Genomic DNA, 14,373 nt, shown 5'->3' on the forward strand with positions numbered 1-14,373 from the left:
GCAGAAGACCCTGCAACCCCTCGACAACCCGTTCGGCACGAGGTTGTCACCCATCTCTTAGGTACGATCCGTTACCCATCTCTTCGGGCCGGACAAAAAATCGGTGGCGGAGAGAGTGGGATTCGAACCCACGGTACGGTTTCCCGCACACACGCTTTCCAAGCGTGCGCCTTAAGCCACTCGGCCATCTCTCCGGAGCGCCCTCTCTTGAAGGGACGCCGATGATTTTGCAAGAGACCGCGGGGAAATCGGGTGAATTTTCCGTAAGATGTTGTATTTACGGGATAATATCTGACACGGCAGATGTCATGACCCGCCTGCCGGCTGAACCGGTGACGGGTTTGGCGCGACGATTCACGTAAGAACAGCAAACACGACCGGGGACGCCATGACCATCCGAAGCACCATCGCCGCCGTCGGCCTGATTTCGGCCCTTGGCTCCGCCTTCGCCGTGCCCGCCGCCGCGCAGGTCTGCACCCGGCAAGGCGTCGATGTCAGCTGCGATGACGGCCGGCGCGGGGTGCTGTCGGGCGATGCCATCATCTGGCCGGACGGCACGCGCTCGAGCGCTTCGCCGCATCCGAGCGTGAGCATCGGCAACAAGAGCTCGGTGCATGTCGGGCCCGGCGTGTTCGTCGGCCAGGGCAAGGGCATGGTGCCGATGGACGATCCGAACGCGCCGAACAAGCGGCAATGCGCGATCCTGGATGGGGTGTCGTATTGTTATTGATGTCCTCTTTCCTTCTCCCCTTGTTGCGGGTGAAGGTGGCGCGAAGCGCCGGATGAGGGGTGTGCATCAACGAAGTATGCTTCGGAAGATTTACGCGAGAGAGAAACCCCTCACCCGTCTCGCCGCATATGCGGCGAGCCACCCTCTCCCGCAAGGGGAGAGGGGAAGAGCATCGAGCAAGCTCGTGAGAGCTAAATCAGCCTCACGCCTGATATCGCCGACTTCAGCCAGCGCAATGCCTGCGGCGGCTGCGCGGCGAGCGGGGCGACCGCGGCCTTCTCGGTCCGGCACTTCTCGAGCTCGGCGACGAAATCGGCCGACCATTGCTGGATGGTGTGGCCGCGCAGCTTCTTCATCATCGCGTCCCAGCGCATCTTGCGCTCGGTGAGCGGCATCGCGGCAGCGATCGCGATCGCGCGGGCCATGCCGTCGATGTCATGCGGATTGACGACCAGCGCGGCGTCGAGCTCGTTGGCCGCGCCTGCGAATTTCGACAGCACCAGCACGCCGGGATCGGCCGGGTTTTGCGCGGCGACATATTCCTTGGCGACGAGGTTCATGCCGTCATGCAGCGGCGTCACCACGCCGATCTGCGCGGTCCGGTAGAGCCCTGCGAGCACCGCTTGGCTGAAGCCCTTGTTCAAATAGCGGATCGGCGTCCAGTCGACCTCGCCGTGGCGGCCGTTGACGTCGGTGACGAGGCGCGCGACGTCGTTCTGCAGATTGCCATAGGCCTCGATGCCGCCGCGCGAGGGGTTGGCGATCTGGAGCAGCGAGATGCTGCGCGAGAATTGCGGCTGTTCGGTCCAGAGCCGGTCGAACGCGCTGATGCGGTTGACGAGGCCCTTCGAATAGTCGAGCCGGTCGACGCCGATCGCGAGGCGCTCGCCGTTGAGGCTGCGCCGCAGCCGCGACACGTCGGGATGCGAGGCCGATTTCGCCGCGTATTGGGCGAACTTCTCCGCATCGATGCCGATCGGGAAGACCTCGCAGCGGGTGCGGCCATGCTGCGAAATCGCAACGCCGTCCTCGACGGCGAGGCCAAGCTCGCTCGCGACATAGCCGAGAAAATTCTGACAATCCTCCTCGGTCTGGAAACCCAAGAGATCGTAGGCCAGCATTGCCGTGATCAGCTCGAGATGATTGGGCACGCCCTGCATCACCGCGGCGACCGGCCACGGCGTATGCAGGAAGAAGCCGATCGGATCGTCGAGGCCGAGATCACGCAGTTCGGCGCCGAGCGCGAGGAAATGATAGTCCTGCACCCAGAACGCAGTCTTGGCTTTTCGGAAGCGCATCAAGGCGCGCGCCATGAAGGCGTTGACCTCGCGATAGCTGACGTAATCGTCGCGCGAGACGCGGATCAAATCGCTGCGCGAATGCAGCGCGGGCCACAACGCCGAATTGGCAAAGCCTTCGTAATAGCCGCCGTAATGCGCCGCCGGCAGATCCAACGTGGCAATCGCGCCCGAACCGAGCGCTTCGATCTCAGCGAACGGTTCCTTCTGATGGCCGTCACGCACACGGCCTGAAGAACCCACCCAGATCGCGCCCGAATGTTCCACAACCGGCAACAAGGCCGCCGCGAGGCCGCCCGTCATGGGCTCGTTAGGCTTGCCGCGGGCGACGCGATTCGAAACGACGACTAAGTTCACAGGTCGTCCCCTCCTGTTTCATTCCACCCCGTTTAACTGCCGTTCATCAATATGGTTCCTGATCATCGTTTCAACCAATTGAAACCAAAATCGGGCACGCGCGTTGGAACTGGTTTCGCTTCGGGAACCCCAGATTTCGTTGCAAAGACAGCTCATGCGGGCATGTTGCGCAGCACGCATTGCAGCGCGCGGCGGCGCCGTTCCCAGAGCATCATGTCCGCGACATGGCGCTGCCTTTGTTTCACCTCGGGTCGAGCAGGCGGGCGAGGAATGCACGCACATCGTTCGGCGCGTCGAAATGGCCATTCACGCCCATGGCACGGCGGCCGACCGAGAAGGCAAGCCCGTTCATGTCGGGCATGATCGCGAACACGGTTTCATCGGTGACGTCATCACCAATGAAGATCGGACGCCGTCCCTTGAAAGGTTCCCGCTGCATCAATTCGCGCACGCCGGTCGCCTTGGTGAATCCGGAATGCTTGATCTCGCAAACGAACTTGCCGGGTAGCACTTCGATCGGCGCATTGGGCAGGTCGGCGCGGATCACCGAGACGGATTCGTAGATCGCTTTCTCCGCGTGCGGCGCGAGGCGGTAATGCAGCGCGAGCGAATAGCCCTTGTCCTCGAGCAGAATGCCGGGCGAAAGCTTGGCGATCGCGGCCAGGCGCCGCTTCAGCTCCTTGTCCAGCGGCGGCGCGTGCACGTCATCGGCCTCATTGTCGATCGACAGCCGCATCTCCGCACCGTGGCCGGCGACGGCGCGGAACACATCGGGCGCGAAGATCAGGTCGATGTCGTTGAGCGAACGACCGCTGACCAGCGCCAGCGCGCCGGAGGTACGCTCGGTCAGCCGGTTCAGCGTGTCCGACAGGCCCGGCGGCACCCACACTTCGCGCGGCGTCGGCATCAGGTCGAGCAACGTGCCGTCGATATCGAGCAGGATTGCGGTCTCGTCGAGATGCGGCACCAGCGCATGCGGAACCGGTACCGCATCCGGTGCTTCGTCGTCAGGCATGGTGCGCTTCTGGTCCAACGCCATTTCTGCAACTTCTGATTTCATCAGTCTACTCCATAAAGGCAAGCGGCCGCGCGATTTGTTCGAGCGATTTGCGTTCCGCAGGGACGGCATAGCGCCACGCCACGATCGCGGCTGCGATCATCAGGAATGACCCCAGCAGATAGCCGGCGAACACGCTGGTGCGTGATCCCGTGTCGATCAATACGCCGAACAGCGCCGGCCCGATCACGCCGCCGATGCCGGTGCCGACCGCGTAGAACACCGCGATCGCCAGCGCGCGAACTTCGAGCGGAAAGGTCTCGCTGACGGTGAGATAGGCCGCGCTCGCGGCCGGCGAGGCGAAGAAGAAGATCACCATCCAGGCGATGGTCTGCCCCTGCGCGGTGAGCACACCGATGGAGAACAGATAGCCGGAGATCGCCAGCAACAGGCCCGATACGCCATAGGTGAACATGATCATGACACGGCGGCCGAGCGTATCGAACAGCCGGCCGAGCAGCAGCGGCCCGAGGAAATTGCCGGCGGCGAACGGGAGCAGGTACCAGCCGACATGATCGGCACTGATGCCGTAGAAATCGGTCAGCACCAGCGCGAAGGTGAAGAAGATGGCATTGTAGAAGAACGCCTGCGCGCTCATCAGCACGAGGCCGACCAGCGCGCGCTGGCGGTATGCCGAGAACAGCGTGTGCACGACCTCGCGGATCGGCGTGTGATCGCGCATCTTCAGCCGGATTTTCATGAAGCGCCCGTCGCTCGTATCCTGATCACGTCCGATCACCGAGCGTTCGATCTCGTCGACGATCGCATGGGCCTGATCGGGACGGCCATGGATCATCAGCCAGCGCGGACTCTCCGGAATCCACATCCGCATCAGGAGCACGACGAGGCCGACGGTCGCGCCGATGAGATAAGCCAGGCGCCAGCCGAGATCGGGGCTGATCACAGCAGGATCCAGCAGCACGATGGACGCCACTGCGCCCATAGCCGCCCCGATCCAGAAGCTGCCGTTGATGACGAGATCGGTCCAGCCGCGATAGCGCGCCGGCACCAACTCCTGGATGGTCGAGTTGATCGCGGTGTATTCGCCGCCGATGCCGGCGCCGGTGAGAAAGCGAAACAGAGCGTAGCTGGCGACATCCCATGACAGCGCGGTCGCGGCCGTCGCCGAGAGATAGAGCGCCAGCGTGATGAAGAACAGCTTCTTGCGGCCGATGCGGTCAGTCAGCCAGCCGAAGCCGAGAGCACCGAGCACGGCGCCGGCGAGATAGGCGGAATTGGCAATACCGAGATCGAGATTGGAGAATTGCAGCGACGGGCTCTGCTTCAGCGCACCGGAGAGCGCACCGGCCAGCGTCACCTCGAGCCCGTCAAGGATCCAGGTGATGCCGAGCGCCAGCACGACGCGGGTGTGAAACCCGCTCCAGGGCAGCGCGTCGAGCCGCGCGGGGATACTGGTCTCGACGATGCGATCGGCCGGGGCTGCCGCGACCACAGGAGCATAGTTCGGCGCTGGGCTTTGCTGCAATTCCATCGGGTTGTTGTGTCTGATCAATGGAAGCGCCCCCGGTTCACATGATGTGGACGGGGTCGATCCGATCATCGGGGTGCGGCATTCCGCCTGCCACCTGCGACAACGTCTGCGGCGAGGCCGGGTTCCCAGGGGAACGGCCCTTCGTACCGCTCGTTTCCGATGGAGCCGCAAGGAGTTGACGCATGGCTCATGTCAGAAAGACGACACAATCCCGCAAAACAGCCGCGCGCAGGTCGACGAGCGCCAAGCGCGGCACCGTGCGGACGAGCGCGAAGCGCGCTGCGCCGAAGCGCTGGTCGCAGCGCGTGACGAAGCAGAGCGACGCGCTCGACCTGAAGCGCGGCGTGTTCAAGCTGACCAGCCCGAAGAAGATCGCGACGTCGCTGAAGCGATCGGCCGAGCACAGCTCACGCCGCAAGACCGGCGCCTATCGCTCGGCGCTGTCGATGCTGACCTTCTACATCAACCGCGCCGGCAAGACCTTGCCAAAGACGCAGCGCACGCGATTGGAGAAGGCGAAGCTGGAGCTGAAGCGAGCGTTCGGGAGGGAGTGAGATTTGTAGGGTGGGTCAGGCGACGCCGTAACCCACCACTCGGCTCCCAGCCGTGACATCAAGGTGGTGGATTACGCTTCGCTAATCCACCTACGCGTTCTTTCCGCGGTCCGCTACGCCGCCCTGATATTGCCCATGAAGCGATCGAGCTCGGCGCGCAGGCGGGTGCTTTCGGATGACAGCGTCTTGGCCGAGTGCAGCACCTCCTCGGAAGCCGAGCCGGTCTCGGCGGCGCCGCGGTTGACCTCGCCGATGTCGGTGGCCGCGGTCTGGGTGCCCTGCGCGACGGTCTGGACGCTGCGGGCGATCTCCTGCGTCGCCGCGCCCTGCTGCTCGACGGCGCTCGCGATCGAGGTCGAGATCGACGAGATCTGGCCGATGGTCGCACCGATCTCCTTGATCGCGGCAACCGATTCGGCCGTGGCGCCCTGCATGCCGGTGATATGCGAGGAGATCTCGTCCGTCGCCTTCGCGGTCTGGCTCGCCAATGACTTCACTTCGCTGGCGACCACGGCAAAGCCGCGGCCGGCTTCACCGGCGCGTGCCGCCTCGATGGTGGCATTGAGCGCCAGAAGATTGGTCTGCTCGGCAATCGCCGTGATCAGCTTGACGACTTCGCCGATCTGCTGGGCGGCGTGCGAGAGCTTGCCGATGCGACCGTCAGTCTCCTTGGCCTGCACCACGGCAGCTTCCGCAATCCGGCTGGAGTCGCGGACCTGACGGCCGATCTCCTCGACCGAGGCCGAGAGCTCTTCCGTCGCGGTGGCGACCGACTGCATGTTGGAGGAGGCCTGCTCGGACACGCCGGCGACCTGGCTCGACAGGCTCTGGGTGGTCTCGGCAGTGCGGGTCAGCGTGGACGCCGCCGATTCCAGCTGCACGGCCGAGGCCGACACGTTGGAGACGATGGCGCCGACCGCGCTTTCGAAATCATCGGCGAAGCGGATCAGCTCGGAGCGGCGGCTAGCGGCCTGCTCCCTGTTCTGGGCTTCGCTGGCGGCGGCATCGCGCTCGGCTTTTGCCACGGCCTGGACCTTGAACTCCTCGACCGCGCCCGCCATCTCGCCGATCTCGTCCTTGCGGCCGAGACCGGGCAGCACCACGTCGAAATTGCCCGAGGCCAGCTCGCGCATCGCCTTGCACATCGCGATCATCGGACGCGAGATGCCGTTGCCGAGCCACAGGGCCAGCACGGCACCGATGGCAAGGCCGCCGAGCGCCATCATCAGCATCAGCTGCTCGGTCTCCCCGATCGTCGCGTTGGCGCTCGCCTCGATGCGCTGCTGATCGGCGGTCAGGTCCGAACGCAGCTCGGCCGAGAGCTTGAGGATGGTCGCCGCAGTCTTGGTCATCTCACCGTTCGACTTGACGATGATCTTCACATTCTCGGTCAGCTTCGCGAACGAGGTGCGGTACTGCTTCAGCAGATTTCCGATCTCGGTGACGCGGTCGGTGATCTTCTGGTCGCTGGCATAGATCGAGACCAGCAGGGTCTCCAGGAATTTGATGCGGGCGATCACGCCGTCGGCGGTCTTCGGCTCCGGCTTGGCCACGAAGGCGCCGACCGAAGTGGAGACCGCCAGATATTGCGAGGTGATGTCCTTGGCCGTGGTCTGTACCGATGCCAGCCCCGCCAGCGCGGCAGTATCGGCGAGGTCGTCGAACTTGAAGCGGATCTTGTTGCCGACGCTGTTGAGCTCATCGGCCGCGATCTTGTTGTTCTCGCGCGTCAGGACGATGATCTCTCCGAACACCTTCGTGAAGCGCTGAAACTCGGCCTCCAGCTTGCCGACCTGCTCGCGGCGGGCGGCGCCTGTCGTGGCGGACATCGACTTGGCGATCGCGCTCTTCAGATTGTCTTCGGCAGCCTTGGCTGCGGTCTCGTCGTCCACCGTGCCCGTCAGGGTATAGGCCCGGGCCAGTCCCTGATAGGCGATCAGCTCACGATCGACCGTCCGCGCGAGGTCGGCTTCCGATACGCTGGTGCGGTAGGAAGCCACGGCGGCCTGGATCCGCTCGAAGCCGAAATAGGCGAAAGCCATGCTGACGGCGAGGATGGCTAGCACCGCCACGAAGCCGAGGATGATTTTTGCGCGAAAGCGCAAGGTTGGCAGCTTCGATTGGTTCGACTTCGACTTGGACTTGACCGACATTCCCCCACCCCATTCCATTCGCGGAAAACCAGGCGCAGCCCGGAAGCAGCCCGCTTCCTGACTCGCCCGCACGGTAATCGGCAAAGGATAAGCTGTGGTAAATTTGTGGCGCCGCAACTCGCGGTTAGGTGACGCGGGGAAGATGCGTACTCCGCTGTCGTCCCCGACAAGCGAAGCGCAGATCGGGGACCTCCGCGCTTGCGCTCGTCGCCATAGCCACAGTGGTTTGGCGAAGACTCGGAGTTACGGGTCTTGCGTCCCAACTTCTCCCTGGGGTTATGGGTCCCTGCGTTCGCAGGGACGACAGCGGAGAGCTGGCGATAGCGGAGCGTCTAACGCTCAGCGAGCCTTACGCCGCCCGAATATTGGCCATGAACCGATCGAGCTCGGCGCGCAGGCGGGTGCTTTCGGATGACAGCGTCTTGGCCGAATGAAGCACTTCCTCCGAGGCCGAACCGGTCTCGGCGGCGCCGCGGTTGACCTCGCCGATGTCGGTGGCCGCGGTCTGGGTGCCCTGCGCGACGGTCTGGACGCTGCGCGCGATTTCCTGCGTCGCCGCGCCCTGCTGCTCGACCGCGCTCGCGATCGAGGTCGAGATCGACGAGATCTGGCCGATGGTCGCACCGATCTCCTTGATCGCGGCAACCGATTCGGCCGTGGCGCCCTGCATGCCCGTGATGTGCGAGGAAATCTCGTCCGTCGCCTTCGCGGTCTGGCTCGCCAATGACTTCACTTCGCTGGCGACCACGGCAAAGCCGCGGCCGGCTTCACCGGCGCGCGCCGCCTCGATGGTGGCATTGAGCGCCAGAAGATTGGTCTGCTCGGCAATCGCCGTGATCAGCTTGACGACTTCGCCGATCTGCTGGGCGGCGTGCGAGAGCTTGCCGATGCGACCGTCAGTCTCCTTGGCCTGCACCACGGCAGCTTCCGCAATCCGGCTGGAATCGCGGACCTGACGGCCGATCTCCTCGACCGAGGCCGAGAGCTCTTCCGTCGCGGTGGCGACCGACTGCATGTTGGAGGATGCCTGCTCGGACACGCCGGCGACCTGGCTCGACAGGCTCTGGGTGGTCTCGGCAGTGCGGGTCAGCGTGGACGCCGCCGATTCCAGCTGCACGGCCGAGGCCGACACGTTGGAGACGATGGCACCGACCGCGCTCTCGAAATCATCGGCAAAGCGGATCAGCTCGGAGCGGCGGGCAGCGCTCGCCTCCCTGTTCTGGGCTTCGCTGGCGGCGGCATCGCGCTCGGCTTTTGCCACGGCCTGGACCTTGAACTCCTCGACCGCGCCCGCCATCTCGCCGATCTCGTCCTTGCGGCCGAGACCGGGCAGCACGACGTCGAAGTTGCCCGAGGCCAGCTCGCGCATCGCCTTGCACATCGCGATCATCGGACGCGAGATGCCGGTGCCGAGCAGGAAGGCGAGGACCGCCCCAAGCAGCGTACCGCCAATGGCGAGCATCAGCACCAGTTGCTCGGTCTGCCCGATGGTCGCCTCCGACTCCGTGTCCAGCCGCTGCTGTTCGGCCACGAGGTCCGCCTTCATGGCGGTCGCGCCTTGCTGGATCGCACCAGCCGAGCCGCTCATCTCGGTAACGAGTTCGTCGACCATCTTGGCGTTGGCGATCAGCTTCTCCAGCGCCTCGCGATAGGCGCCGAGGATGGTCTTGGCTTCCTTCAGGCCGGCAACGATCTTATCGTCCATGGAATAGACCGCGCCGAGCGAGTTCTCGACGAATTTCAGCCGCGCCAGCGCGCTGGTCGCGATGGCCTGATCGGACGTCAGCACGAAATTGGTGGCTGCAGCACTCGCGGTTTGGAACTGAGCGTTGACCTGCTTGGTGCCGAACTCGATCGCCTGCGCCTCGGAATCGGAAGCGTTGTTGCCGACGTCGTCGAGCTTGTACTTCAGGAGATTGGCTTGGCGCTGCAGCTGGTTCTGCACCAGCAACGTGCTGTCACGCTTGGCCTGCAGAACCTTGCCGAAGGTTGCGGAGAAATTCGCGAACTCCTTGGCGAGCTTGTCGAGACTCTCCTTCCGTGCCGGGGTCTTGGCGCTCTTGACGGCCTGGTCGATGGCATTCTTCAGGCTGGCCTCGGCCTCGAGCGCCGCCTTGGCGTCATCTTCCTTGCCGGTCACGACGAAATATTTGACGGCCGAACGGTAGCCGAGCAGCTCGCGGTCGATGTTGCGGGCGAGGTCCGCCTCCGACACGCTGCTACGGTAGGACCCGACCCCGGCGGAGACTCGCTCGAAGCCGAAATAGGAGAAGGCCATGCTGCCGGCGGAGATCGCCAGCACGACCGCAAAGCCCAGGATGATCTTGGCGCGGAACCTCAGGGTGGGAAATATTGTGCGCTTTGACGGCGACGCGATACGCCCGGACATTCCCACCCCCATTATTTATTCCAAACAGCCGCGATCCGAAGGCGCCCCGCCTCCCCGACCGCATGCGCAAAACTAAGGCAGAATCGTCAAGGGGCGGTAAATTCCTCCGGCCCGCAATCCCGGGCTGCGCAAGCACCAGACCGGCAACTTCCAGTCCGGGCCGGAGACCGCGCGACGTGTTGCGGGTAGACTGGAAAAGCCCTAGTGTTTTCGGCACTTGGCGGCAGATCTTGGCGACAGACCAAGCCGGTCCTTGAGGAGAGAAACGAAGTGGGGCAGGCCGATCTTCGGTTTGGCGGTTCGTCCGGCGTTGCGGTCGCGAAATCGAAGGCTCCGACCGTCGACGAGGCCGTTGCCGAGCTGGTCGCCCAGCTTCCGTCGGACGAGCTGGCCCTGGTCCTGGTCTTCCTCTCCCCCTGCTACGATCCTCATCGGTTCATCGCCGAGATCACGAGACACTTTGCGGACACGCCGGTCTGCGGCTGCACGACGGCCGGCGAGCTGGCGCCGGACGGCTGGGACGAGAACAGCGTTGTCGCGATGACGTTCAGCCAGGCCGACTTCAACGCCGTGGTCCGGCCGATCCTGAATCTCGCCAATTTCCACGTCGAGGACGGCCGCCGGATCGGCAGCGAGCTTCGCCACGAGTTGCTGCGGACGACCTCGGAGGTCGGCGGCGGCAACCCGTTCGGCCTGGTGCTGATCGACGGCATGTGCCGCCGCGAAGAGGCTGTGATGTCCGCCCTCTATGCCTCGCTCGACAATATCCCGATCGTCGGCGGGTCGGCCGGTGACGGCCTGCGCTTCGAAAGGACCTGGGTGTTCTTCGACGGCAGGGCCCACACCGACGCGGCTCTCCTCATTCTCCTCAACACGTCGCTGCCGTTCCGCGTGTTCAAATGCGACAATTTCGAGCCCACCACACAGAAGATGGTGGTCACCGAGGCCGATATCGAGCAGCGCGTCGTCAAGGAATTGAACGCCGAGCCTGCCGCCGCGGAATATTCCCGCGCCGTCGGAATCATCGACGCCAAGCTCGACCCGTTCTCCTTCGCGTCCCATCCGGTGCTGGTCCGGGTCGGCGGGTCCTATTATGCGCGGTCGATCCAGCGCGTCGATCCCGACGGCTCGCTGCGCTTCTTCTGTGCGATCGATGAGGGCATGGTGCTGACGACGGCAACCTCGTGCAGCCTGGTCGGAGCCACTCGCGACGCCTTCGCGGAAACCCGCGACCAGATCGGTGACGTCTCTCTCTATATTGGCTTCGAATGCCTGCTGCGCCGGCTGGATGCCGAGCAGCACCAGCTCTCACGCGAAATGTCCGAGCTGTACCGGCAGAACCGCGTCGTCGGATTCCATACCTACGGCGAACAGTTCGGCTCGATGCACGTGAACCAGACCTTCACCGGCGTCGCCATCGGCAGGCGGCCGACGTAACGGAGCCGATGTGGCAGAGACCTGGCAGGATGCCGAAACGATCGAGCAGCTCCGGCGGGAGTCCGTCAAGCTGAAGAAGATCAACGCGGCGCTGATGTCCCGCGTCGAGCGGTCGATGGATCAGCAGCTCAATGCGTTCTCGCTGTTCGAAACCGCAATTGCGCTCGACCATCAGATTCGCGACCGGACCCATCAGTTGCGGGATGCTCTGCGTTCGGTCGAACGGGCCAATGAAGGCCTGTACCGCGCCAAGCAGCAGGCGGAGGCTGCAAGCTCGCTGAAATCATCCGTGCTGATTTCGGTCACCCACGATCTCCTCCAGCCGCTGAACGCGGCGCGCCTGACCCTGTCGGCACTCACCGAGATGATGGAGTCGCAGGAAGCGGGCCTGCTCATCGACCAAGTCGACCGGTCCCTGGTCACGCTGGAAGACCTGCTGCGCTCCCTTCTGGAGATCGCGAAGCTCGATGCGGGCGCGCTCCGGCCCGACGTGCGGCCGATCGCGCTTAAGCCGCTGCTCGACCAGCTCCGCGACGAGTTCGAGCCGATCGCCTGGAGGCAGGGACTGTCCCTGCGCATCCGCACCTCGCCGCTTGGGGTCCTGTCCGACCCGCTGATGCTCCGGAGGATCCTGCAAAACCTTCTCGCGAATGCGATCCGCTATACCCGCAGCGGCGGCGTCATCCTGGGATGCAGGCGGCGTGGCGATCGCATCGCGATCCAGGTCTCCGATACCGGACCCGGAATTGCGCAAGCGCAGCAGGAGGCGATCTTCCGGGAGTTCCAGCGCGGCGATGCGAGCGCGACCGACCAGGCCGGCTTCGGTCTCGGACTTTCGATCGTGCGCCGCTTCGCGACGGCGCTCGGGCACGAGGTGCGGCTGTCGTCGCATGTCGGCCGAGGATCGACCTTTGTGCTCGACCTGGAGCCGGCCGATCGCGCTGATGTCAGCGACGATCTCCAGGAAATGAAGCCCGCCGATCTGCACTATGGCGCTCTGGGAGGGGCCAAGATCCTGCTGATCGAGAACGACGCCTCGGGCGCGGAGGCGCTGGCCGCCTTGCTGGAGGGATGGGGCTGCGATGTCGCGACCACGAGATCCGCCGCGGACGCCGCCCAGCGTTTGAGTGAGCTAGGCGGCTCGCCGGACGCCATCATCGCCGATCTCCATCTCGATCACGGCGAAAGCGGATTGTCGGCCGTCGAGGAAATCCGGCGCCAGTTGAACTCGGACGTGCCGGCGATGATCATCACCGCGGATTATTCCGAAAAGGCTGCGGCGGAAGCCAGCAGCTATGGGCTGGAAGTGCTGAAGAAGCCGATCAGGCCGGCGGAAATGCGCGCACTGCTGTCGTACCTGCTGAGCTAGTTCATCACCCCGCGCCGCATCGACGGCGATAGAGGCTGCATCATGCGGGCGGATCGGTCCGGGCGCGGTCGCGCTTCGCGGCAGCTCCGGAGCCCGCCAGCGTGGCAAAATCGATCTTCGACATTTCGACGATCGCCTTGGTGCGGCTCAGCACGTTCAGCTTGCGCAGGATATCCGAGACGTGAACCTTCACGGTGGTCTCGGAGATCTTCAGCTCAAAGGCGATCTGCTTGTTCTGCAGGCCGCGCTTGAGCATTTCAAGGACGCGCAATTGCTGCGGCGTCAGATCGTGAAGGCGCTTCAGGAGATCCTGGGCCGCGATCGGCGAGCGCTGCGGGCGGGCCAGCGCGCGAAAAGCGGCCGGCAGACACACCGCGCCGCGCACGACTTCGCTGATCGAATGCGCCAGCTCCTGCTTGGACGAGGATTTGAGGATGTAGCCGGATACGCCGAGCGACAATGCGCCCGAGATGATCTGTGCGTCCTGGTGTCCCGACACGATCACGACGGGAATGCGGGGAAACGCCTTGCGGATGCGGATAATGCCGGACAGTCCGGTCGTCCCGGGTATCGACAGGTCGAGGAGAATGAGGTCGACATCGGGTCTCGACGCCAACAATTCGAGCGCACCGTCGATCGAGGTGGCCTGAAGCATATCGGCATCCGGCGTCGCCATTTGCAGCGCCCCTTCGAGCGCCTCGCGAAACAGCGGATGATCCTCGACAATCAGAAATCGCATCAGATTTGGGCCGTTCCCAGCTCGTCACCGAAGTCAGCGATCAGACCGGCGAGCATGCCGTCGCCGGAGCAACCCGGCTTGATCCAGATCAAGTCCGACCGGCAGCTCATTGCGGCCTCCCGCGATCGGTCCTTAGCTGGGGCCGCTGCCGCGGATCCGGCAGATCGACCTTGCCGATCTCGACGATCGCCTTGTTGCGGCTGAACAGTCCGAGCTTGCGCAGGATCTCGGTGATGTGCGCCTTCACGGTCGATTCGGCGAGTTGAAGCTCCTGCGCGATCTGCCGATTCGGATAGCCGCGACGAAGCAGATCGAGCACGCGAAGCTGCTGCGGCGTCAGTTCGCGGAGCTTGACCTTGAGTGCCTTGCTGCTGTCGGCCCGCTTCCGCTGCGGCTCTGCCACGAAATCCTTCGGCACGGACACCGATCCGCCGAGCACGCCTTCGATCGATTGCGCGAGCTCGCGCTTGGACGTGGATTTTGGCAGATAGCCGGCAGCACCCAGCGCCAGCGCCTCGCGGACCACATGCTGATCCTCCTCGCTCGAGACGATGGCGACCGGCAGGCGCGGATAGGTCTCGCGCAGCCTGAGAAAGCCGGAGAAGCCGGTTGCGTCGGGAAGCGAAAGATCGAGCAGCGCCAGGTCGATCCCGCGTTCGACCGAAAGCACCCGCAAGGCGTCCTCGATCGACATCGCTTCCAGAATGCGGGCCTCCGGCAGCGCCAGCCGCACGGCATTGCCGAGCGCCTCGCGAAACAGCGGATGATCATCGATGATCAGGAAGCTGGTCATGGCAC

The 14,373-nt window shown here is 64.3% G+C and carries 11 protein-coding genes and 1 tRNA gene; 4 read left to right on the plus strand and 8 right to left on the minus strand.

Annotation, left to right across the window (positions count from 1 at the left end; genetic code table 11):
• Positions 1-104 precede the first annotated feature (104 nt).
• A tRNA-Ser gene (locus tag GGD62_RS35875) sits at positions 105-194 on the minus strand.
• 194 nt (positions 195-388) lie between these two features.
• On the opposite strand from GGD62_RS35875, the gene GGD62_RS35880 reads away from it, so the two are divergent.
• A complete protein-coding gene (locus GGD62_RS35880; protein ID WP_183713126.1) occupies positions 389-730 on the plus strand; it encodes a hypothetical protein in 342 nt (113 codons plus the stop codon).
• Between the two features lie 191 nt (positions 731-921).
• Here GGD62_RS35880 and GGD62_RS35885 read toward each other — a convergent pair whose 3' ends face one another.
• From GGD62_RS35885 to GGD62_RS35895, 3 genes are all read right to left on the minus strand, one after another.
• A complete protein-coding gene (locus GGD62_RS35885; protein ID WP_183713129.1) occupies positions 922-2,385 on the minus strand; it encodes a trehalose-6-phosphate synthase in 1,464 nt (487 codons plus the stop codon).
• Positions 2,386-2,626: 241 nt separating this feature from the next.
• Positions 2,627-3,445, minus strand: a complete 819-nt coding sequence (gene otsB, locus GGD62_RS35890; protein ID WP_183237801.1) for a trehalose-phosphatase — start codon at positions 3,443-3,445, stop codon at positions 2,627-2,629.
• 4 nt (positions 3,446-3,449) lie between these two features.
• Positions 3,450-4,934: an MFS transporter gene (locus GGD62_RS35895; protein ID WP_183237881.1), complete on the minus strand. Its 1,485-nt coding sequence runs from the start codon at positions 4,932-4,934 to the stop codon at positions 3,450-3,452.
• Positions 4,935-5,116: 182 nt separating this feature from the next.
• On the opposite strand from GGD62_RS35895, the gene GGD62_RS35900 reads away from it, so the two are divergent.
• Positions 5,117-5,488, plus strand: a complete 372-nt coding sequence (locus GGD62_RS35900; RefSeq protein WP_183237800.1) for a DUF3175 domain-containing protein — start codon at positions 5,117-5,119, stop codon at positions 5,486-5,488.
• 113 nt (positions 5,489-5,601) lie between these two features.
• Here GGD62_RS35900 and GGD62_RS35905 read toward each other — a convergent pair whose 3' ends face one another.
• Together GGD62_RS35905 and GGD62_RS35910 are read right to left on the minus strand one after the other, a co-directional pair.
• Complete coding sequence (locus tag GGD62_RS35905; protein WP_183713132.1) at positions 5,602-7,641, minus strand: methyl-accepting chemotaxis protein; 2,040 nt, start codon at positions 7,639-7,641, stop codon at positions 5,602-5,604.
• Positions 7,642-7,990: 349 nt separating this feature from the next.
• On the minus strand, positions 7,991-10,030 hold the full coding sequence (locus GGD62_RS35910; protein WP_179739699.1) for a methyl-accepting chemotaxis protein: 2,040 nt from the start codon (positions 10,028-10,030) through the stop codon (positions 7,991-7,993).
• Between the two features lie 270 nt (positions 10,031-10,300).
• Between GGD62_RS35910 and GGD62_RS35915 the strand changes: the two genes are divergently transcribed.
• On the plus strand, positions 10,301-11,467 hold the full coding sequence (locus tag GGD62_RS35915) for an FIST N-terminal domain-containing protein (protein WP_018321556.1): 1,167 nt from the start codon (positions 10,301-10,303) through the stop codon (positions 11,465-11,467).
• A gap of 10 nt (positions 11,468-11,477) precedes the next feature.
• On the plus strand, positions 11,478-12,836 hold the full coding sequence (locus GGD62_RS35920; protein WP_183713135.1) for an ATP-binding protein: 1,359 nt from the start codon (positions 11,478-11,480) through the stop codon (positions 12,834-12,836).
• A 40-nt stretch (positions 12,837-12,876) separates the two neighbouring features.
• Here the strand turns inward: GGD62_RS35920 and GGD62_RS35925 are convergent, their stop codons facing one another.
• Both GGD62_RS35925 and GGD62_RS35930 read right to left on the minus strand, forming a co-directional pair.
• Entirely contained in the window at positions 12,877-13,575 is a 699-nt protein-coding gene (locus GGD62_RS35925) for a response regulator transcription factor (protein ID WP_018321558.1), read from the minus strand.
• 106 nt (positions 13,576-13,681) lie between these two features.
• Complete coding sequence (locus GGD62_RS35930; RefSeq protein ID WP_092261400.1) at positions 13,682-14,368, minus strand: response regulator transcription factor; 687 nt, start codon at positions 14,366-14,368, stop codon at positions 13,682-13,684.
• Positions 14,369-14,373 lie beyond the last annotated feature (5 nt).

It is taken from the genome of Bradyrhizobium sp. ERR14 (genome assembly GCF_014198235.1).
Taxonomy (GTDB): domain Bacteria; phylum Pseudomonadota; class Alphaproteobacteria; order Rhizobiales; family Xanthobacteraceae; genus Bradyrhizobium.